Annotated in this window: 20 protein-coding genes and 1 tRNA gene; 8 read left to right on the top strand and 13 right to left on the bottom strand. The window is 70.3% G+C overall.

What is annotated here, in order from left to right:
- Nucleotides 1-32 precede the first annotated feature (32 nt).
- Complete coding sequence (locus tag ACYVAK_RS03830) at nucleotides 33-1,805, top strand: SLC13 family permease (protein WP_461058634.1); 1,773 nt, start codon at nucleotides 33-35, stop codon at nucleotides 1,803-1,805.
- Here ACYVAK_RS03830 and hemC read toward each other — a convergent pair.
- Genes hemC through ACYVAK_RS03855 form a run of 5 tightly spaced genes read right to left on the bottom strand, consistent with a single transcriptional unit; the run spans nucleotide 1,780 to nucleotide 6,722 of the window.
- The gene (hemC, locus tag ACYVAK_RS03835; RefSeq protein ID WP_461058137.1) at nucleotides 1,780-2,712 is read right to left on the bottom strand and encodes a hydroxymethylbilane synthase; all 933 of its coding nucleotides are present in this window, start codon (nucleotides 2,710-2,712) and stop codon (nucleotides 1,780-1,782) included. The genes ACYVAK_RS03830 and hemC overlap by 26 nt on opposite strands.
- Nucleotides 2,713-2,744: 32 nt before the next feature.
- Nucleotides 2,745-3,479, bottom strand: coding sequence for a LytR/AlgR family response regulator transcription factor (locus ACYVAK_RS03840; protein WP_461058139.1), 735 nt, complete (start codon nucleotides 3,477-3,479; stop codon nucleotides 2,745-2,747).
- A gap of 4 nt (nucleotides 3,480-3,483) precedes the next feature.
- Nucleotides 3,484-4,524, bottom strand: coding sequence for a sensor histidine kinase (locus ACYVAK_RS03845; protein ID WP_461058141.1), 1,041 nt, complete (start codon nucleotides 4,522-4,524; stop codon nucleotides 3,484-3,486).
- Nucleotides 4,525-4,558: 34 nt separating this feature from the next.
- Nucleotides 4,559-5,659: a fatty acid desaturase family protein gene (locus ACYVAK_RS03850; RefSeq protein ID WP_461058143.1), complete on the bottom strand. Its 1,101-nt coding sequence runs from the start codon at nucleotides 5,657-5,659 to the stop codon at nucleotides 4,559-4,561.
- Nucleotide 5,660: 1 nt separating this feature from the next.
- Nucleotides 5,661-6,722, bottom strand: coding sequence for a flavin reductase family protein (locus tag ACYVAK_RS03855; protein ID WP_461058145.1), 1,062 nt, complete (start codon nucleotides 6,720-6,722; stop codon nucleotides 5,661-5,663).
- Between the two features lie 144 nt (nucleotides 6,723-6,866).
- On the opposite strand from ACYVAK_RS03855, the gene fabR reads away from it, so the two are divergent.
- Nucleotides 6,867-7,526, top strand: a complete 660-nt coding sequence (fabR, locus tag ACYVAK_RS03860; protein WP_461058147.1) for an HTH-type transcriptional repressor FabR — start codon at nucleotides 6,867-6,869, stop codon at nucleotides 7,524-7,526.
- A 27-nt stretch (nucleotides 7,527-7,553) separates the two neighbouring features.
- Here fabR and ACYVAK_RS03865 read toward each other — a convergent pair whose 3' ends face one another.
- Entirely contained in the window at nucleotides 7,554-8,219 is a 666-nt protein-coding gene (locus ACYVAK_RS03865; protein ID WP_461058149.1) for an alpha/beta hydrolase, read from the bottom strand.
- Between the two features lie 85 nt (nucleotides 8,220-8,304).
- On the opposite strand from ACYVAK_RS03865, the gene ACYVAK_RS03870 reads away from it, so the two are divergent.
- Nucleotides 8,305-9,054, top strand: a complete 750-nt coding sequence (locus ACYVAK_RS03870) for a 2OG-Fe dioxygenase family protein (protein WP_461058151.1) — start codon at nucleotides 8,305-8,307, stop codon at nucleotides 9,052-9,054.
- 111 nt (nucleotides 9,055-9,165) lie between these two features.
- Nucleotides 9,166-9,501: a hypothetical protein gene (locus ACYVAK_RS03875; protein WP_461058153.1), complete on the top strand. Its 336-nt coding sequence runs from the start codon at nucleotides 9,166-9,168 to the stop codon at nucleotides 9,499-9,501.
- Nucleotides 9,502-9,508: 7 nt separating this feature from the next.
- Here the strand turns inward: ACYVAK_RS03875 and ACYVAK_RS03880 are convergent.
- From ACYVAK_RS03880 to dtd, 3 genes are all read right to left on the bottom strand, one after another.
- Nucleotides 9,509-9,584, bottom strand: a tRNA-Ile gene (locus ACYVAK_RS03880).
- A 78-nt stretch (nucleotides 9,585-9,662) separates the two neighbouring features.
- The gene (gene rpoD / locus ACYVAK_RS03885; protein ID WP_461058155.1) at nucleotides 9,663-11,507 is read right to left on the bottom strand and encodes an RNA polymerase sigma factor RpoD; all 1,845 of its coding nucleotides are present in this window, start codon (nucleotides 11,505-11,507) and stop codon (nucleotides 9,663-9,665) included.
- Between the two features lie 110 nt (nucleotides 11,508-11,617).
- A complete protein-coding gene (dtd, locus tag ACYVAK_RS03890) occupies nucleotides 11,618-12,055 on the bottom strand; it encodes a D-aminoacyl-tRNA deacylase (RefSeq protein ID WP_461058157.1) in 438 nt (145 codons plus the stop codon).
- A 59-nt stretch (nucleotides 12,056-12,114) separates the two neighbouring features.
- Between dtd and ACYVAK_RS03895 the strand changes: the two genes are divergently transcribed.
- The 3 genes from ACYVAK_RS03895 to ACYVAK_RS03905 are packed head-to-tail and all read left to right on the top strand — an operon-like array spanning nucleotide 12,115 to nucleotide 15,123.
- Complete coding sequence (locus ACYVAK_RS03895) at nucleotides 12,115-13,005, top strand: LpxL/LpxP family acyltransferase (RefSeq protein ID WP_461058159.1); 891 nt, start codon at nucleotides 12,115-12,117, stop codon at nucleotides 13,003-13,005.
- Nucleotides 13,005-13,526 carry a PH domain-containing protein gene (locus tag ACYVAK_RS03900; protein WP_461058161.1) on the top strand — a complete coding sequence of 174 codons (522 nt, stop codon included), beginning with the start codon at nucleotides 13,005-13,007 and terminating at the stop codon, nucleotides 13,524-13,526. Before ACYVAK_RS03895 ends, ACYVAK_RS03900 begins: the two co-directional genes overlap by 1 nt.
- On the top strand, nucleotides 13,519-15,123 hold the full coding sequence (locus ACYVAK_RS03905; protein ID WP_461058163.1) for a PH domain-containing protein: 1,605 nt from the start codon (nucleotides 13,519-13,521) through the stop codon (nucleotides 15,121-15,123). The genes ACYVAK_RS03900 and ACYVAK_RS03905 overlap by 8 nt, the downstream gene beginning before the upstream one ends.
- Here the strand turns inward: ACYVAK_RS03905 and ACYVAK_RS03910 are convergent.
- Genes ACYVAK_RS03910 through ACYVAK_RS03920 form a run of 3 tightly spaced genes read right to left on the bottom strand, consistent with a single transcriptional unit; the run spans nucleotide 15,080 to nucleotide 18,999 of the window.
- On the bottom strand, nucleotides 15,080-16,567 hold the full coding sequence (locus ACYVAK_RS03910) for a TrkH family potassium uptake protein (protein ID WP_461058164.1): 1,488 nt from the start codon (nucleotides 16,565-16,567) through the stop codon (nucleotides 15,080-15,082). The genes ACYVAK_RS03905 and ACYVAK_RS03910 overlap by 44 nt on opposite strands.
- Complete coding sequence (gene trkA / locus ACYVAK_RS03915) at nucleotides 16,558-17,937, bottom strand: Trk system potassium transporter TrkA (protein WP_461058166.1); 1,380 nt, start codon at nucleotides 17,935-17,937, stop codon at nucleotides 16,558-16,560. The genes ACYVAK_RS03910 and trkA overlap by 10 nt, the downstream gene beginning before the upstream one ends.
- 60 nt (nucleotides 17,938-17,997) lie before the next feature.
- Nucleotides 17,998-18,999: a glycosyltransferase gene (locus tag ACYVAK_RS03920; RefSeq protein ID WP_461058168.1), complete on the bottom strand. Its 1,002-nt coding sequence runs from the start codon at nucleotides 18,997-18,999 to the stop codon at nucleotides 17,998-18,000.
- A gap of 46 nt (nucleotides 19,000-19,045) precedes the next feature.
- Here ACYVAK_RS03920 and ACYVAK_RS03925 point away from each other — a divergent pair, with 46 nt between their 5' ends.
- Nucleotides 19,046-19,822, top strand: a complete 777-nt coding sequence (locus tag ACYVAK_RS03925) for a glycosyltransferase family 2 protein (RefSeq protein WP_461058170.1) — start codon at nucleotides 19,046-19,048, stop codon at nucleotides 19,820-19,822.
- 39 nt (nucleotides 19,823-19,861) lie between these two features.
- Here the strand turns inward: ACYVAK_RS03925 and ACYVAK_RS03930 are convergent, their stop codons facing one another.
- Nucleotides 19,862-20,308 carry a PepSY domain-containing protein gene (locus tag ACYVAK_RS03930; protein ID WP_461058172.1) on the bottom strand — a complete coding sequence of 149 codons (447 nt, stop codon included), beginning with the start codon at nucleotides 20,306-20,308 and terminating at the stop codon, nucleotides 19,862-19,864.
- Nucleotides 20,309-20,362: the final 54 nt, after the last annotated feature.

A 20,362-nucleotide genomic window follows, 5' to 3' on the forward strand; every position in this document is an offset into this window, starting at 1 on the left:
AAGGCCTCGGCCGGCCGCCATCGCCGGGTTACATTCCTCGGCCTGATCCTGCAGGAGCCTTCCCCCTGGACGCATGGCTGACCCTCGCCATCCTCGTCGTCGCCGCTTCGCTGTTCATCAGCGAGCGGCTGCGGGTGGACGTCATCGCCCTGATGGTGCTTTCCGCCCTGCTGGTGCTGGGGCTGGTCGACCCCGACGACGCCCTGGCGGGCTTCAGCAGCGAGGCGACCATCACCGTGGCGGCGATGTTCGTGCTCAGCGCCGGGCTGTCGCGAAGCGGCGCCCTGCTCGGCCTCGGCCGGGCGATGTCGAGGATCCGCAATCCCTGGCTGATGCTGGCGATCGTGCTGGCCGTGGTCGGCCCGGTGTCGGCGTTCATCAACAACACCGCGGCCGTCGCGGTGTTCCTTCCGCTGTTGCTGGCGGCCGCCGCGACCAGCCGCCGGGCCCCGTCGAAGTTCCTGATCCCGCTGAGTTACGTCGCGCAGATGGGCGGCGTGTGCACGCTGATCGGCACGTCCACCAACCTGCTGGTCAACGGCATCGCCAAGCAGGCCGGCGAGCCGGGATTCACCCTGTTCGAATTCAGCGAGCTCGGCGTCATCTTCCTTGCTTTCGGCGTGGGCTACCTGTTGATCGCCGGCCCATTCCTGCTGCCGGAGCGCGAAGCACCAGCGCTGCCACCGAGTGACGAGATCGGGAAGTACGTCACCGAGCTTCGCGTGCCGGCCCGGTCGCCGCTGGTCGGGCGCACCGTGACCGACATCCGCGCCATGGAGACGCACCGCGTCTACGTGCTGGAGCTGATCCGCGGCGACGAGAAGCACTGGTCCCCGCGGAGCACCGCCATCGATGTCGACGACCGGCTCCTGGTGCAGGGCGAATGGCCGAAGCTGACGGCCTTCGCCGACGCCCACGGGCTGCAGCTCGAGGCCGTTCCGCAGGGCGATCGAGGCATCCTCGTGGAGGCGATGGTCGCGCCCAACAGCCGGCTGGAAGGCCGATCGCTCGGCGAAGTCGCACTCCCCGAGCAGCACCAGTCGCAGGTGATCGCCCTGTACCGCCGAGGCCAGCGAGTCGCCGAGCAGCTGCGCGCCCTTCCGCTCACCGCCGGCGACCTCGTGATGCTCAACGTGCCGCAGCGCGAGTTGGCCGACCTGCGCCGCGACCCCGCTCTGGTGGTGGTCTCGGAACGCAACGAGCAGCGCATCGACTGGACGCGCGCCCTCGTCTCGGTCGGCGTGATGGCCAGCGTCGTCGGACTGGCCGCCGCCGGCGTCATGCCGATCGTCGAATCGGCCCTGCTCGGCTGCATCGCCCTCGTGCTGCTGCGCTGCCTTGAGCCCGACGAGGCCTACGCCGCGATCGACTGGCGCGTGATCGTTCTGCTCGCGGGCGTGTTCCCGCTCGGGGTGGCGATGCGCGACAGCGGCCTCGCCGCCCTGATCGTCGACTACACCCTGGCGCCGTTGGGCGGCTTCGGCCCGATCGCGGCGCTGGCCGCGCTCTACCTCGTCACCGCGGTGCTGACCGAGGTCATGAGCAACAACGCCGCGGCCGTGCTGCTGACACCGATCGCCCTGGGCACGGCGGAAACCCTGGGCGTCGACGCCAAGCCGCTCCTGGTCGCGGTGATGTTCGCCGCGTCGACGGCCTTCGCCACGCCGGTCGGCTACCAGACCAACACGATGGTCTACAGCGCCGGCGGCTACCGCTTCTCCGATTTCATGAGGATCGGCCTGCCGCTCAACCTGCTGTTCTTCGCGCTGGCCGTGCTGTTCATCCCGCGCTACTTCCCCTTCTGAGCCCCAGCAATTCGCCCGCACCTTGCGCCAGCAGGGCTTCGGCAACGCGGTGGCCGAGGCCTTCCGGATCGGCGGCGCTGCCCTTCGCTTCCGCCCGCACCAAGCGGCCGTCGTTGGCGTCGCCCACCGCGCCGCGCAGCAGCAGTTTCTCGTTGAACAGTTCGGCGAAGCCCGCGACCGGCACATGGCAGCTGCCGTGCAGGGCGCGGTTCATCGCGCGCTCGGCCTCGACGCAGACGCGCGTGGTGCCGTCGTCCAGGCCGCGCAACAGGCGCGCGATGTCGGCATCACCGTCGCGGCATTCGATGGCAATGGCCCCCTGCGCCACGGCCGGCAGCAGGCGCGGCGGCGTCAGGCGCTCGCGGATACGGGCGTCGAAGCCAAGGCGCTGCAGCCCGGCACAGGCGAGGATGATCGCGTCGTACTGGCCGGCGTCGAGCTTCGCGAGGCGCGTGTTGACGTTGCCACGCAGGTCGAGCAGCTCGAGGTCGGGGCGAAGCGCGCGCAGCTGGGCCTGCCGGCGCAGCGAGCTGGTGCCGACGCGAGCGCCGCGCGGCAGCGCGTCGAGCGTGGCGTGCGCGTTGCTGACGAAGGCATCGAAGGGATCGGCACGCTCGAGGATGGCCGCCAGCACGAAGGGACCGTCGAGGTCCATCGGCACGTCCTTCAGCGAATGCACGGCCGCATCGGCACGGCCTTCCAGCATCGCGACTTCGAGCTCCTTCAGGAACAGGCCCTTGCCGCCCACCGCGGCCAGCGCGCGGTCGAGGATCTGGTCGCCGCGGGTGGTCATCGGCACCAGCTCGACGTCGAGTCCGGGGTGCAGGGCGCGCAGGCGCGAGGCGACATGTTCGGTTTGCCAGAGCGCGAGCGCGCTCTCGCGCGTGGCCAGTCGGATCAGGGTCATATGGGGTTCCGTGTGGGGCGCCGTCGGCGGCGCTACAGGTGTTTCAGCTCGTCGCGAAGGCCGGGCAGGCAGCGGCGGCTCACTTCGAGCATGGCGCCGCCATCGCGAAGCACCGCGTGGACGACGCCTTCGGGGGAGCGCCTCAGCTCGCCGATCTGCTCGCGGGCGACGAGGCAGTTGCGATGGATGCGGAGGAACCGGCCGGCGAACTCCGCCTCGAGCCCCTTCAGCGAATCCTCGACGAGGTCCTCGCCGCGGGCGTGGTGCACGACGACGTATTTTTCCTCCGCCTGCAGGTAACGGATGTCGGCGACCGGGATGAGTCGCAGCGAGCCCCGCAGCCGCGCCGCGAGGTGGGTTCGCGAACGCCCCGGAAGCGCCGGCGCGGCCGCTGCCTGCTGGCGCCCGGCGCGGCGCTCCGCGGCGCGCCGCAGCGCAGCGGCAAGTCGCTCCGCGCGCACCGGCTTCAGCAGGTAGTCGACGGCGGCGGCATCGAAGGCCGCCAGCGCATGCTCGTCATAGGCGGTGCAGAACACCACGGCGGGCGGCGATTCGAGGCCAGCGAGGTGCCGTGCGGCTTCGAGGCCGTCCATCTCCGGCATTTCGATGTCCATCAGGACGACGTCCGGACGTTGCCTCAGGCAGGCGTCGAGCGCGCTGCGCCCATCGCCGGCTTCGGCGACAACGCGGTGCCCGCCCAGCTCGGCAAGGAGCCCGGCGAGGCGCTCGCGGGCCAGAGGTTCGTCGTCGGCGATCAGGACATCCATGGCATCAGGCAGCGGCACCGATCGGCAGTTCGAGGCGGACGCGATAGTAGCCCTCGGTGGCCTCGGCCGACATCCGCGCCCCATCGCCGAACTGGTGGCGCAGGCGTTGGCGGATCGATTCCAGGGCATGGCCGTTGCCCGGGCGCGCGTCGGCGGCCAGCGGTCGCGGGTTGCCGACGTCGATGCGCAGGAGGCTGTCGGCGACCGCCAAGTCGATCCGGATTTCACCCCCCTCCTTCAGACGGGCCACGCCGTGCACCACCGCGTTTTCCAGCAGCGGCTGCAGGACAAGGCGCGGCAGCGGCAGGTCCATCGGCAGGCCCGCGGCGGCATTCCAGCGGACGAGCAGGCGGGGACCGAGACGCAGCTGTTCGATCCCGAGGAAGCGCTGGGCAAGGTGGATCTCGTCCGCCAGCGTGCCGCGCTGCCCGGGCGCCCCGAGCGCGGCGCGGAACAACTCCGACAGATCCTCCACCGCGCGCTCCGCGGCGGCGGGGTCGCGACGCACCAGCGCGGCGATGGAATTCATCGAGTTGAAAAGGAAATGCGGCCGGATGCGGGCCTGCAAGGCGTCCATCTGCGCCTGCGAGACCGCCTGCACCTGCGCGCGCCAGCGGTCCTGGGCGGCGAAGTAGCGCAGCGCGATGGTGGCGATCAGGCCGGTGAGCCCGGCGGTGGTGAGGACGAACTGGCGGTTGACCCCGGCGTCGAGCACGAACTGGCCGAGGCTCGCGGCGATGTAGTTGAGTGCCCCGGCACCGAAGAGCGCCACCAGCATCGGCACGGCGGTGGCCGCGGCGAAATCGACGCGCGGGGGGAGGCGCATCAGCCACGGCCGCAGCTTGCACAGCGCCACCGCCGAGGCGATCGCGATCCACGTGGCCAACGCGCTGGCGGAAGCGAACTCGGTGAAATCCCAGCGCGGTGCACGCGTCGGCGCCAGCGCGATGGTCAGCATCACCACCTGCCCGGCCGCAATGGCGGCCAGCAGGCGGCCGCGCGAGCAGAAATCGGGGAGACTCAGGCGATCGGCGACGGGCGGCATGCCCGCATTATTGCCGAATGCCGCGCCGGCGCCGTCAGGCCGTGGTGGGCACCCAGTGCGGTCGGCTCGGGAAGGCGTGGCGAAGAATGCGCCACACCACTTCGCCGAACTGCTTCGGCAGCGAGCCCGTGTTGTAGGGCACGCCGTACTTCGCGCAGAGCGCCTTCACCTCGACCGCCATCTCGGCGTAGCGACGCGCCGGCAGGTCGGGGAACAGGTGGTGCTCGATCTGGTGGCTGAGGTTGCCGGTCATGAAGTGCATGAGGAAGCCGCCCGCGATGTTCGACGAGCCTCGGATCTGGCGCTGGTACCAGCCGGCGCGCGTCTCGTCCTTCACCTGGGCCGGCGTGAACGTGATCGCATCGGCGGTGAAGTGGCCGCAGAAGATCACGACGAAGGTCCACAGGTTGCGGACGAGGTTCGCGGCCATGTTCCCCAGCAGCACCGGCAGGAAGAACGGGCCGGCCAGCAGCGGAAACACCACGTAGTCCTTGCCGCCCTGCCAGGGCAGCTTGCGCAGCAGCGGCTTCGCGTCCGAGAGGAAGTAGCGCCACGAGCGGCGACCCTTCACGTAGCGGCCGAGCTTCAGGTGCTGGATGGCGATGCCGGTCTGGTAGAACACCGCCAGCAGGGCCGCGTAGATCGGCTGGCCCAGCGCGAACGGCGTCCAGCGCTGTTCCGGGAAGATGCGCAGCAGGCCGTAGCCCACGTCGTCGTCCTTGCCGCGCACGTTGGTCCACTGGTGGTGGCTGTGGTTGTGCGTCTGCCGCCACCAGTCCGAGGGGCACAAGTGGTCCCACTGGAAGCGGTCGCCCTGCAGGCTCGGGTCGTTCATCCAGTCGTACTGGCCGTGGATGACGTTGTGGCCGAGCTCCATGTTGTCGACGATCTTGGAGATGCCGAGCAGCAGCACGCCCAGCACCCACAGCGGCCACAACAGCCAGGGGGCCGGAGCGGCACCGTAGATCGCGAGGCGGCCGAGCACTTCCGTCCAGCGCACGACGTGGCGGACGCGGCGGATGTACGTGGCGTCGGCGGCGCCGAGGTCGCGGACGTGCTTGTCGCGCAGGGCGTCGAGTTCGGCGCCGAAGGCTTCGAGGCGCTCGCCGGTGAGCAGGGGGGCGTGGGCGGTCATGTCAGAGGTCGATCGCAAGGTCGGTGCGGGCCGCGCTGACGCAGAGTTTCAGCGCGGTGCTGGCTTCGGGATGGGCGCTGTCGTCGCGCAGGTCGACGTGCACGCCGCTGGCCTTCGCGCAGGTGCAGCGGCCGCAGAGGCCCTGGCGGCAGCCGTGCTCCGGGTTGAGGCCGGCGGCTTCGAGGGCGGCGAGCAGGGGCGTGTCGGTGGGAATGCTGAGCGTGCGACCGCTCTTCAGCAGCGTGAGCTGCACGGCCGCGGCGGGCACCTCGGGCACGCGCAGCACCGGCGGCGTGAAGCTCTCGGTGGCGATGCGGGCGGCCGCTTCGCGCAGCAGGGCCTCGACGCGCGCCACGAAGCCGGTGGGGCCGCAGGCGAGCACCTCGGCACCCTTCGGGCTACCGGGCAGGGCCGCGAGGGTGGCCTCGTCGAGCCGGCCTTCCGCCTCGTGCGCGGCTTGCGGGGCTTCACCGGTGAGGAACAGGCGGAACTGGAAATCCGGGAAGCGCGACTGCAGCGTGCGCAGCTCCTCGACGAAGCAGGCCTCGGCGCGCTCGCGCACCCAGTAGGCGAGGGAGAGCCCCGCCAGCTGGCCGCGTTCCGCCGCCGCGCGCACCTGGGCAATGGCCGCGGTGATGCCGCTGCCGGCCGCCATCAGCATCCGCTGCGGCGCGTCAGGCAATTCAAAGGCCATGCCGCCCCAGGGCTCGCTGATCTGGAGTCGGGTGCCCTCGCGGGCCTCGGACAGCCAGTCGGCAAAACGACCGCCGGCCACCTTTCGCACGGTGATCGCGAACTCCCGCTGGCCCGGCAGGCTGGTGAGGGTGAAGCTGCGCTGGAAGCGACGGCCGTCCACCTCGAAGCCGAAGCTCAGGTGCTGCCCCGGCTGCCAGTCGCGCAGGCGCTGGAAGGGCTTCAGCCAGAGCGTCTCGCTGTCCGCGGACGCCGCCTCGCGGCGGATCAGCCGCGCGGTGTTGCCGTAGGGGCTCCAGCCCGGCTGCAGCAGGCCGCGCCAGTAATGCCAGGCAGGGCGGAACGGGGGCGGGGCAAGGGCGAAGGACATGCAGGGCTCGGCTGAGGTGGCGCCGGGGAATACTATACAGTCGTGCAGACAGACGTATAGACAAGCATCCCGGAATTCAACCGGCCCGCCGGTTGGCGTTCATCCCGGGAGCGTCCGCCGCCGCACCACCCCTACACTGGCCCCATGAGCGACCCGATTCCCCTCCATCCCACCCGCGCCACGCCCTCGGGCCCCGGCCGCAAGCCGCAGATCAGCCGCGACGACCTGATCGCCGCCGCCCTGCGCCTGCTCGGGCCGCACCGCAGCGTCTCGACGCTGTCGCTGCGCGAGGTGGCGCGCGAGGCCGACATCGCCCCGAACAGCTTCTACCGGCACTTCCGGGACATGGACGCGCTGGCCATCGCGCTGATCGAACTGGGGGGTCGGAGCCTGCGCACCATCATCCGCGAGGCCCGCACGCGGGTGCGGCCGGGACGCAGCGTGATCCGCACCTCGATCGAGACCTTCATGGAGCAGCTCGACGCCGACGAGCGCCTGCTGCACATCCTGCTGCGCGAGGGCATGGTCGGGTCGGACGCCTACAAGGCCGCCGTCGAGCGCGAGCTGCGCACCTTCGAGGAAGAGCTGTGCATCGACCTTGTGCGACTGTCGGAAGCCGGCGGCCGGCCGGTGCACGCGCCGGCCCTGGTGGCGACGGCCATGACGCGCCTCGTGTTCGCCATGGGCGGCACGGCCATCGACCTGCCGCGCGAGCGCCGCGGCGAGATCGTCGAGCAGCTCGTCGAGATGCTGAAGATGATCATGGTCGGCTCGCACGTGCTGGCCGAGCACGAGGCGCGCTGAAGCGCCCCGGAGCACGCAACGGCGGGATCAGCCGGCGAAACGCGCCGTCATCCAGTCGCCGAGGTCGCGGATCTCCTCGGCGCAGACCGAGTGCGGCATCGGGTAGCGGCGCAGCGCCACGTCCATGCCCAGCGCCTTGAGCGCCTCCGCCGACTTCTGACCGGCCGACAGCGGCACCACCGGGTCCTGCGTGCCGTGCGCCATGAACACCGGCGTGGCGAGGCCCTGCCGCGTCGCTTCCGCGGCCGTCTCGGCGGCCAGCGGCAAATAGGTCGAGAGCGCAGCGAGCCCCAGGAAGGGCTGCTCGCGGCGCAAGCCGGCGGCCAGCGTGATCGCGCCGCCCTGAGAGAAGCCGGCCAGAATGATGCGATTCGCCGGAACACCGCGGTCGCGCTCGCGGGCCACCAGGGCATCCACGTCGGCGATCGAACGCCGTACGCCGGCGGCGTCCTCGCGCACCGTCGAGAAGTCGAGGCTGACGATGTCGTACCACGCGCGCATCGCGTGGCCGTTGTTGATGGTGATCGGCATCACCGGCGCGTGCGGGAACACGAAGCGCAGCGCCGGCCATTCCTTGCGCACCAGCTCGGGCACGATCGGCGCGAAATCGTGGCCGTCGGCGCCGAGGCCGTGCAGCCAGATCACCGAGAAGACCGGCTTGGCACCGGTGGTGGTTTCGATCGCATCGAGCATGGCGGCATCACGAAATGAGGGCGCGGCATTGTGCCCGAGCCGGCGCCCCCTGCCCGCGGCCGCGCCGGCACCGCACAATGCGCGAATGAGCGCGATCACCACGCCGTCCTGGCGCCTCGACGATGACACCCCGGCGGCGATCCTCGCCACACAGGGCTTCGCCCGCCTGTCGCCGGCGGCCAGCGCACGTGCCGCAGGCGTGACTCCGCCGGCCCTCGCCGGCCTCGCCGCGCACTGGGCCGACCTCCCGCCCGACGAGCATCTGCGCGACGGCGGCCGTTACCGTTTCCGTCGCCATGCCTCGTTGGTGATGAGCGAGGACGGGCGGCGCATCGAACAGCGAGTCGACCGCCCCCACTGGCAGCCCACCGATTACAACGCCCTGCACGGCGGCTACGAGCGCTGGTTCGCGCCGGTGCTCGACACCACGCTGGCGGACCCGGCGTTCCTCGGGCTGATCACCGGCCTCGGCGCCGTCTGCACCGCCGCCGCGGGCCACCCCCTGCCCTTCGTCGAAGTCCACCAGTTCCGCATCGATACCGCCCAAGGCATCGGCCGGCCCACCCCGGAAGGCGCCCATCGCGACGGGGTCGATTACGTGGCCGTGGTGCTGGTCGACCGGGCTGCTGTCCGGGGTGGCGAAACCCGGGTCTTCCAGGCCGACGGGCCCACGGGCCTGCGCTTCACGATGGTCGAACCTGGCACGGCCCTGCTGCTCGACGACGCCCGGATGATCCACGAGACGACGCCCTTGCAGCCGGACGGCACGGCCGGCCACCGCGACACGCTCGTGCTGACCTGGCGCCGCGACGGCTTCCTCGACCCGGCAGCCTGACCCCAGGGCACGGATTTCCGGCGCCATCGGCGCCCGGAACTTGACGCCCATCACGCCAAAAGACTGGCACGAATCTTGCTCCGCTTCGGGAGACCCCTCCCGGAGCCTGCCGTGTTCGACACCCTGACCGATACCACCCCCCACGCCGTCCGCTCGGCCGGCATGAACGAGCCGGGGATCTTCAAGGGCTGCACCGGCACCGACGGGCCTTTGGCGGCGTCCACCAAGGACGCCATCCTTGCCTACCTCGGGAAGCCGAATGCCTCCGCGTGGGAGCGGCTCCGTGGCCGCACGATCGCCGGGCGCACGACGCTGGGTGACGCCTGGGCGCTGGCCAACCCCACCGCCGACCGTCGATTCCCCACGTCGGCGGAACTGATCCGCGCGATCCGTATGGCGGTCGTCGCGCAATGGGCATGCAACGACGCGGCAGCTCGCACCCACTGAAGACGGCTGGTGGGCCCACCAGGACTCGAACCTGGAACCAAGGGATTATGAGTCCCGTGCTCTGACCATTGAGCTATGGGCCCGCCGCGTCGTGATTCTAACGCCCCGGAAAAACGAAGCCCCGCATCGCGGGGCTTCGTCGTCTCGGCAGGCGTGGTGGCTTACTCGAGGTCGAGGAAGCTGCGCAGCTGCTCCGACCGGCTCGGGTGGCGCAGCTTGCGCAGCGCCTTGGCCTCGATCTGGCGGATGCGCTCGCGGGTCACGTCGAACTGCTTGCCGACTTCTTCCAGCGTGTGGTCCGTGTTCATGTCGATGCCGAAGCGCATGCGCAGCACCTTGGCCTCGCGCGGCGTCAGGCCGGAGAGCACGGTGCGGACCGTTTCGGACAGGCCGGTGGTCGTCGCGTTCTCCAGCGGCGACTCGGCGTTCGTGTCCTCGATGAAGTCGCCGAGGTGGCTGTCCTCGTCGTCGCCGATCGGCGTCTCCATCGAGATCGGCTCCTTGGCGATCTTCAGGACCTTCCGGATCTTGTCCTCCGGCATGTCCATTTCCTTCGCCAGCTCCTCCGGCGTCGGCTCGCGGCCGAACTGCTGGAGCATCTGCCGCGAGATGCGGTTGAGCTTGTTGATCGTCTCGATCATGTGCACCGGGATGCGGATGGTGCGCGCCTGGTCGGCGATCGAGCGGGTGATCGCCTGGCGGATCCACCAGGTGGCGTAGGTCGAGAACTTGTAGCCGCGGCGGTACTCGAACTTGTCGACCGCCTTCATCAGGCCGATGTTGCCTTCCTGGATCAGGTCGAGGAACTGCAGGCCGCGGTTGGTGTACTTCTTGGCGATCGAGATCACGAGGCGCAGGTTGGCCTCGACCATCTCCTTCTTCGCCTTGCGGGCCTTGGCCTCGCCGTAGGCCATCGCGCGCGACGTGTCCTTGATCTCCCCGAGCGTGAGGCACAGGGCGCCCTCGAGCGCGATCAGGGCGTTCTGCTGGGCGAGGATGGCGTCGCGGTGCTCGCGCATGCCCGACGACCACTTCTGCTTGCGACGGATGATCTCGTCGGCCCACTCGAGGTTGGTCTCGTTGCCCGGCCACGCCTTGATGAAGTCCTTGCGCGGCATCTTGGCCAGCCGCGTGGAGATGTCGAGCACCTTGCGCTCGTGGTCCTTGATCTCGGAAACGACCTCGCGGACCTTGCGCACCAGCGCATCGATCAGCGCCAGCGGCAGCTTGAGCTTCATGAACTCGCCAGCCATCTCCTCGCGCGCCTTGACCGTCTTCTTGTCGGCCGAGCCGTATTTGGCGTGGGTCTTCTCGAACTTGCCGAAGTGCGCCTTCAGGAGCTCCATTCGGCGCGCGACCTCGACCGGATCCGGGCCGGTCTGGGTCTCGCCCTCCTCGTCGTCGCCGCCCTCGACCTCGACCTCCTCCTCCTCGTCGGCCACCGCTTCGATCGGCGCGCCGCCGAACAGCTCGGGCGTCTCGAGGTCGGCGAAGCCGGTGACGATCTCGGAGAGGCGCTTCTTGCCTTCCTGATGCAACGCGTAGTCGTCGAGGATGATCTGGATCGTCCACGGAAACGCCGCAAGCGAGTTCTGCACCTGGTGCAGGCCTTCCTCGATGCGCTTGGCGATGGCGATCTCGCCTTCGCGGGTCAGCAGCTCGACCGTGCCCATCTCGCGCATGTACATGCGCACCGGGTCGGTCGTGCGGCCACCCTCGGCGTCGAGCGCCGTCAGCGCCGCGGCGGCTTCCTCGGCGGCGGTCTCGTCCGCCTCGCGGGTGCTCGTCGCGTCGGTGAGCAACAGGGTTTCGGCGTCGGGTGCGACTTCATGCACCTCGATGCCCATGCTGTTGATCATGCCGATGATGTCTTCGATCTGCTCCGGATCGACGACGTCGTCGGGCAGGTGGTCGTTGACTTCGGCGTAGGTCAGGTAACCCTGTTCCAGACCCTTGCTGATCAGCTGCTTGATTTCGGACTGCTGCTCCGGACGCGGAGTTGCCATGGAGGGGTACCGAGAGGAGAGAGCGGGAACCCGCTATTATACCCGCGGGCCCGGCACTAGCGCCAAATAATTGATCGGAAAAGGGTTTCCGTTCAGCAGGGGCACAATGCTCAGGTCTCGAGCCAGAACGTGACCGGCCCGTCGTTGACCAGCATCACCTGCATGTCCGCCCCGAAGCGCCCGGTCTCCACCACCGGCAGCCGCGCCCGGCAGGCGGCGACGAAGGCTTCGAACCCGGCCCGCGCCTCCTCCGGGGGAGCCGACGTGGAGAAGCTCGGGCGCAGCCCGGAGCGGGTGTCGGCGCCGAGGGTGAACTGGCTCACCAGCAGCAGTCCGCCACCGTGGTCCTTGAGGCCGACGTTCATGCGCCCGGACGCGTCGGCGAATACGCGGTAGGCCACGAGGCGCTCGGCCATCCTCTCGATACGGCCGGTGGTGTCGCCGGGCTGCACGCAGGCGAAGGCAAGAAGGCCGGGGCCTATGGCACCGACGGTTTCGCCGCCGATGTCGACGTGGGCACGCAGCACGCGCTGGATGAGGGCGATCATCGACGGAGGCTCGCGCTCCGGCACGAGGGGAGTCAAGCCGGCTCCGCTAGACTCCGGGGATGCGATACCCCCTGTCCGCCCACGCGCTTCGCATCGCCGCCTGGCTGGCCGGGCTTCCCGGCCCCGGCCTCCGCCGCGCCATCGCCGAGCGCCTCGCCGCGCGTGAATGCCGGCGCCGCGGTGGCATGGTGCGCGTGATCGACTGCAACCTGCGGCTTACCGGGCTCGACCCCGGCCTGACCCACGCCTCGCTCGTGCAGACCCAGCTCACGTTGCTCGAGAGCCTTCGCTTCTGGACCCGGCCGCGCGCCGCGAACCTGCGCACGGTGGTGGACGTGGTGGGATTGGCGCATCTCGAGGCGGCCGAAGACGCCGGCCCCGTGGTCATCGTCGCCCCCCACTACGGCAACTGGGAGCTGCTGGTGCAGTGGCTTGCCGCACGCCGCGACCTGACCCTTGTCTACACGCGGGCCAAGTTCGAGGCGGTCGACGCCTTCCTTCGCATGGCGCGCGGTCGTGGCGGCGTCTGCGCCCTGCCCGCCGACGTGCATGGGATGAAGCCCCTGCTGCGCGCCCTACGGCACGGGCAGACCGTGGGGATCACGCCCGACCAGACCCCGGACGAAGCGGGCGGGCAGTGGTCGACCTTCTTCGGCGTACCGTGCCTGACGATGACCCTGGTGCATCGCCTTGGCACACGGCATCCCGACGCCCGCTTCCTGCTGGCGGTCGCCGAGCGGCTCGTGGACGGGCGCTTCCGCGTCGTCATCGAACCATTGCCCGCCGCCGCAACCTCGGGAAACGTGCAGGCCGGGGTGGATGCGCTCAACGCAGCGGTGGAAGCGTTCGTCCGGCGCGACCTCTCGCAGTACCAGTGGACCTACAAGCGGTTCAAGGGCCAACGCGCGAACGAGCCCCTCGTGAATCCCTACTGGCCGGAATGCTATTGATGACGGACACGCTGCTGGACTGGCCTGGCGATGCGCCTTGGCAACCGCTTCCCGACGCCGCGCGGCGGTGCTTCCGCCTCGCGTCGGCGATCACCGGCACCGTGCTCGGCACCACGTTCGGCGCCGTGCCGGCCGCCGCGCTCGCCTTCGCCGATGGTCCGGCCTGGTGGCATCTGGGCATGGCCGCCGGCGTACTGGCGGCGAGCCTCGGACTCGCGCTTTGGCGGGCGGCGCTGTCCTTCCGCTACACGCGGTGGCGGCTTGACGAGGACGGTCTGCGCGTACGCCGTGGTTTCTTCTGGCGCTCCGAGGTCCTGGTGCCGCGGGCGCGGGTGCAACACCTCGACATCGAGCGGGGGCCGATCGAGCGCCGCTACGGCCTCGCCACGCTGGTGGTGCACACGGCCGGCACGCGCTTGAACGCCGTTCGCCAGCCGGGCTTCGACGAGGACAGCGCAAACCGGCTGCGCGATGCGCTCGTCCCCCGCGAGCGCGAGCATGACGACGGCGCGCATGGCTGAGCCCCACGGCACGCCCGATCGCGACGATCGCGAGGCCCTGCAGGCCGTCGCCACCCATCGCCTGCACCCGCTGTCCTGGCTGTTCACCCTGATCGCGCAGCTGCGGATGTTCGCGCTGCCGCTGCTCGTCCTCCTGCTCGGCGGAAGCCGGGAAGAAGGCGACGATATCGGCGACCTGATCGGCCTCGCCGGCGCCGCGGCATTGGCGGTGGTTGCGGTGTGGCAGTACTTCACCTACCGCTACGGATTCCTCGAGGCCGCGCTGGTGGTTCGCAGCGGACTGTTGCAGCGCAACGTCCGACTGATCCCCTTCGACCGCGTGCAGAACGTGACGTTGCACCAGAACCTGCTGCATCGGCTGGTGGGCGTGGCGGAGGTGAGGCTGGAGTCGGCGGGCGGCATGGGCCAGGCCGAGGCGCAGATGCAGGTGCTCAAACTCGATCAGGCCCATGCGCTCGAGGCCCTCGTGCGCGCCGGCGCGCCTCGGGCACGCGCCGCGCCGGGCGCCGACATGCGCGCCGCGCCCGTCGACGGCGAAGAGGATCGCGCGCCGATCCTCTGGCTCGAATTGCCGACGCGCGAACTGGTGCGCCTCGGGCTCATCTCCAACCGCGGCATGCTGGTCGTGGCCGCGGGCTTCGCCTACCTGACGCAGGCCGGCGACGCGCTCACAAAGCGCCTGAGCAACGGCATCGAATCGGTGGGCCGCGAGGGCATCGCGTTCGCCGAGGCCTGGCACCTCGGGCCGGCGGCCTACGTCGCGCTGGCCCTGGCCCTCCTCCTGGCCATGGTCATCGCGGTTCGCCTGCTTTCGGTGGCGTTGGCGATCCTGCAGTTCCACGACTTCCGCCTGTACGCGGGAGAGCGCGAGCTCCGGGTGGAGCGCGGGCTCCTGAGCCGGGTGCGCACCCACCTTCCGAAGCGACGCATCCAGGCCTATTCGCTGCGCGAAACGCTGCTGCACCGCTGGTTTGGGCGCCAGAGCCTCCGCGTGGACCGGGCCGCGATCGAGACCGTGAACGAGAGCCAATCGGTGCGCGACCTCGTGCCCCTCGCCACGCCCAACGGCATGGACGGCATGCTCGCCGCCCTGCTGCCGGACCGCGGCTGGCCACTCGCGGATTGGCAGCCGCTGCATGCGCGGGCGTGGTGGCGGGTGTTCGCCCCGCTGGCGACGGTGGTCCTCGCCGGTACGGCCGTGCTCATCTACTTCGAAGGGGCCGCTGGCCTGTGGGCCCTGTCGCTGCTCGGCCTGCTTTTCCTCCGGGCGCGCGTCTGGGCGCGCTACTCGGCCTGGACGCTCGAAGGCGGCGTCATCGCCTTCCGGCAGGGCTGGCTGGACCGCCACTGGCGCTTCGCCGAGGCGAGGAAGCTGCACGCACTGCAGGTCACCCAGTCGCCCTTCGACCGCCGCCACGGGATGGCCACCCTGCACCTCGACACCGCGGGCGCCTCGCCGATGGAGCCGCCGCTGCGAATCCCCTACCTGGCCTTGGCCGATGCCGAGGCACTGGCCGAGCGGCTGCGCTCGCTCATGCCGCGCGATGCCGGCATCAATCCCGCCAGAACTGGGGCGTCAGCAGCACGAGCAGGGTGAACACCTCGAGGCGCCCGAGCACCATCGCGAAGCTGCACACCCACACCGCGAAGTCGCTCATGTCGCGGAAATGCGAGGCCACCGCCCCAAGGCCCGGCCCCATGTTGTTCATGCAGGCAGCCACGGCGGAAAAAGCGGTCTCGATGTCGACGCCATCAGCGGCGAGCGCCAGCGTCATGGCGAGGAAGGCGAGGAAGGCGAGGATGTAAAGCGTGCAGAAGCCGGCGACCGAAATCACGACGCTTTCCGAGACGCGCTTCCCTCCCACCTTGACGAGGAACTGGCCCTTCGGGTGGACGAGCTGCTTGAGCTCGCGGAAGCCCTGGCGGACCACCATCTGCACGCGGGCCACCTTCATGCCGCCCGAGGTCGAGCCTGCGCAGCCGCCGACGAAGCCGACCATCATCAGGGCGAGCGGCGCCAAGCCGGGCCAGTCGACGAAGCCGGTGGTGACGAAGCCGGTGGTGGTGATGTTGGAAACGACCTGGAACGTGGCGTGGCGCACCGCCTCCAGCGGGCTCTCGAAGCGGCCGCCGACCCAGACCGCGAACGCCACGACGAGGCTCACCGCCACGCAGATCCACAGGAAACTCAGGAACTCGGAATCGGCTTTGTAGTGGCCGAGCGTCGCGCGCCGCCACGCGTACCAGTGCAGGCCGAAATTCAGCCCACCGAGGAACATGAAGACAATCGCGATGCTGTCGAGCAACGCACTGTTCCAGTGGCCGAAGCTGGCGTCGTAGTTGGCGAAGCCGCCCGTCGCCACCGCGCTCATGCCATGGCAGACGGCGTCGAAGAAGGTCATGCCGCCGACCCAGAACGACAGCGTGCACAGCAGTACGAGGCCGGTGTAGACCAGCCAGAGCGCCTTGGCCGTGTCGGCGATGCGCGGCGTGAGCTTGCTGTCCTTCTGCGGGCCCGTGGTCTCGGCGCGGAACAGCTGCATGCCGCCGATGCGCAGCATCGGCAGGATCGCGACCGCGAGGATCACGATGCCCATGCCGCCGAAGTAGCACAGCGAAGCTCGGTAGAACAGCACGCTCTTGGGCAGGTCCTCGATGCCGACGATGACGGTGGCGCCGGTCGTCGTTAGCCCCGACGCCGCCTCGAACACCGCGTCGGTGTAGCTCAGGTACGGCTCGGTGAGCATGAACGGCAGCGCCGTCACGAGGATGGCGATGATCCACACCCCGGAAACGATCAGGAAGCCGTCGCGCAACCGCATCTCGTAATGGGCGTGGCGCACCGGGAACCACAGGATGAAGCCGGCGATGCCGGCCACGAGGAAGCTCTCGAGGAAGGCGGTGGCACTGGGCTCGTTCCACCACCATGCCATGAGCAACGGTGGCAGCGAGATGGTCGCCGAAAGGCCGATGATCGCGCCGAAGATGCGCAGCAGCGTGCGCGAGCGCTCCGACAACAAGGAGTAGGGGCTCAGAGCCACGTCGCCCCGGCCTGGAACAGGGCGGTCACCTGCGGCATCTCACGCTTGTCCATCACGAAGACGATCAGGTGGTCCTCGGGCTCGACCACCACGTCGTGGTGGGCGATCAGCAGCTGGTCGCCGCGGACGATGCCGCCGATGGTGGCGGAAGGGGGAAGGGCGAGCTCCTCGAGGCCACGGCCGATCACCTGCGAACTGCGACGGTCGCCGCGGGCGACGACCTCCACGGCCTCGGCCACGCCGCGGCGCAGCGAGTACACCTGCGCCGGCGCGCCTTCGCGGATGTGCGCGAGCAGGGCGCCGAGCGTGACCTGTTGCGGACTGACCGCGATGTCGATGCTGCCGCCCTCGACCAGCTCGGCATAGGCCGGGCGGTTGATCAGGGCCAGCACGCGCGGGCAGCCGAGGCGCTTGGCCAGCATCGCCGACAGGATGTTGGCCTCGTCGTCGTTGGTCAGTGCGCAATAGATGTCCGTCTGGTCGATGTTCTCCTCGCGCAGCAGCTCCTCGTCGGCGCAGTCGCCGACCAGTACGATCGAATTCAGCAGGTCCTCCGCGATCGAGCGGGCGCGCTCGCGCGAGCGCTCCATCACTTTCACCGAATAGCGGCTCTCCAGCGCCTTGGCGAGATTGCGTCCGATGTTGCCGCCGCCGGCGATGAGCACGCGACGGGTCGGTTTCTTTTCGACGCGGCGCAGCTCGGCCATCACCGCGGGGATATGGCGCCGGTCGGCGAGGAAGAAGACCTCGTCATCGATCTCGATGACCGTGCTGGCTTCCGGCTTCACCGGCTTGCCGCGGCGGAAGATCGCCGCGACGCGCGCGTCGGCCCCGGCGGGGAGGTGGCTGCGCAGCTCGCGAAGCTGGTGCCCCACCAAGGCGCCGCCCTCGACGGCACGCACCGCGACGAGCTGGGCGCGCCCCTGGGCGAAATCCAGCACCTGCAACGCGCCGGGGTAGCCGATCAGGCGGTCGATGTGGCGGACCACGAGGTTTTCAGGGCTGATCGCGGCCGTCACCGGCGACGTCCGCGGGTCCTTCAGCACGCCGAGCTCGAGGTACTCCGACTCGCGCAGGCGCGCCACGCGCGTGGGCGTGCGGAAGCGCGAATGGGCGATCTGGCAGGCGAGAAGGTTCACCTCGTCGCTGGAGGTCACCGCCACCAGCAGTTCGGCCTCCTCGGCGCCGGCATGCGACAGCACGGAAGGGAGCGAACCGTGGCCGACGACGGTGCGGATGTCGAGCCGCTCGGCGAGGTCGCGAAGGCGCTGGTGGTCGGTGTCGACGACGGTGATGTCGTTGTTCTCGGAGGCCAGGGCGGCCGCCACGGAGGTGCCGACTTGGCCTGCCCCCAGGATCAGGATGTTCACGCGTTCCCCGCACCTCGTCGCTTCGGCGCGGAGGATACGCCGGCGCGGGACCGGCTGCACTCAACGCGCGAGGCGGCGGTAGAACGCCTCGAACCGGGGCAACTGCGTGTCGAGGCGGAATGCCTCGATCGGATAGGTGCGGCGGGCGAGGCCCGCGTTCGCGAACCCCGCCAGTGCCCGGGCCAGCGCCTGCGCGTCGCCGGGGGGCACCAGCGGCCAACCGAAGCGCTCGCCGAGGTGGCGTCCACCCGCGGTCGCCGTGGCGAGGATCGGCAGGCCTGCGGCCATTGCCTCGAGGAAAACGAGGCCGAAGGGCTCGGTGCGGGCCGCGGAGACGAAGCCGTCCATCGCCGCGAGCCAGGCCGACGGCTCGTTGGAGAACCCGGTGAAATGGACGCGTCGGGAGGCCCGGCGCCGCAGGGCGTCGAGCGCGCGGCCGCCCCCGACCACGACGAGGTGCACATCCTCGCCGAAGCCGGCCGCGTCGAACGCATCGAGCAACACGTCGTGGCCCTTCGACGACTCGATCCGCCCAAGGCAGCCGAGCAGGCGGACCTCCGGACCGATGCCGAGCCGACCCCGCAAGCGCGCCCGCGCCTCCGGAGCCGCCGGACGCGCGTGGGTCCAGTTGTCGATGTGCTCGCTTCGCCCAGCCCAATTGGGCGGCAGCGCGTCCCGCTGCTCCGGGGTCAGCGCGACCAGCCCATCGAGATGGGCATGCTGGCGGGGCTTGTAGGCGATGTGCAGGGTCGCCACGCGAACCATCCCTGAGACGCCGCGAAGCGCCTTGCAGGCGGCGCTCAGGTGCGCATGCACGACCTCGGGACGATGCCGGCGAACCCAGCGGCGTGCGTGCCAGGCGGGCAACCAGTCGGGCACCACGGCCAGCGGGAGCCCGGACGGGACGTGGCGGCCCGGTGCGTCGGGGCGCGCCTCGAGCGCGGCCCGCCGCAACACGAGCGTGACGTCATGCCCTGCCCGCCACTGGCCCTCCGCGAGCTCGATCGCATAGCGCTCGCTGCCGGCGAAGCGCGAAGTCAGGAGCAGGTGGGCGATGCGCATGGGGCGGTGTTGGCGGCGTTCGGCAAGGGGCCGCTACCATACCCGCATGACCCTGCGCTTGCCCTTGTCCGGCGTCGTCGTGGCCTTCAACGAGGCCGACCGGATCGAACGCTGCCTTCGCTCGCTTGCCGAGGTCTGCAGCGAGACCATCGTCGTCGATTCGTTGTCCACCGACGACACCGCCGGGATCGCGCGCCGGCTTGGTGCACGCGTGGTCGAACAGCCGTGGCTCGGCTTTGCGAGGCAGAAGAACCTGGCGATCGCCGAGGCGGCGCAACCCTGGGTGCTGCTTCTCGATGCCGACGAATGGCTGGAGCCGGACGCCATCGACCGGCTTCGCCGGCTGTTCGCGTCGACGCGCCTCGATCACGCGGACGTCGTGACGCTGGAACGGCGTACGCGCTTCCTCGGCGCGGTGATGCACCATGGCAGCTTCGCCCGAGAGCCCGTGGAGCGCCTGTTCCGCGCCCATTGCCGACACGAGGAGCTCGCGGTGCATGAGCGGCTCGACACCCGGGGCCAGCGCGTGGTGGGCAGCGACGTGCGCATGGAGCACGACACGGCGCGATCGGAATCCGAGTACTGGGCGAAGCTGCAGCGCTACGCGACCCTGTGGGCCGAGGAGCGCGCGGCGCGCGGCAAGCGCGCCTGGCCCAGCCGCGGCGCGGCGGCCGCAACGGCCTACCTGCTGAAGAACCTTCTGCTGCGCGGCGGGCTGCTCGATGGTCCCGGCGCCTGGCGCTTCCATGCCCTGCACGCACGCTACGCGGCGCTGAAGTATGAAAGGCTGCGGGCGCTGACGGGCCCGCGGCCCTCCGACTAGCGCCGCCCCTTCCCCGGGGCGGCATGCGTGCCTTGACGATCAGTCGTCCCAACGTTCGACATCGACGGCACCGGTGATGGGGTGCACGCGCACGTCGCGCTCGAAGCCCATCGTCGTGCGGACCTCGGCAGTCCAGAAACCATCGTCGCGCTCCAGCTCCTTGACGTCGGTGTAGCCGGCCGCCGCGAGGCGCTGCATCACCTCGCCGATGCCGAGCTGGCGCTGCCCCGGCTGCTCGGGCGACAGGATCGCGCCGGTCGCCGCATCGATATGGACGGTGACGCGGCTCCCGTCAGCGGCGCTGGCGAGCACTTCCCACACGCCGTCGTCGAGTTCGGCGCCACGGACGGCACCGTAGCCAGCCTGCTGGGCGATGCCGGTGGCCTGCTCCAAGCCGATGGGCGCGGTGGCCGCCCGCGCCTGCACCAAGGGCACGGCGACGGCGAGGGACAGAGCGAGCGTGGCCGCGAGGGTCGAGGTCTTCATGGGGGTTCTCCGTTGGGGTGTTGGGGTGGAACGGCGCCAGATTGACGCCCGCCC

It is taken from the genome of Silanimonas algicola, from assembly GCF_054777375.1.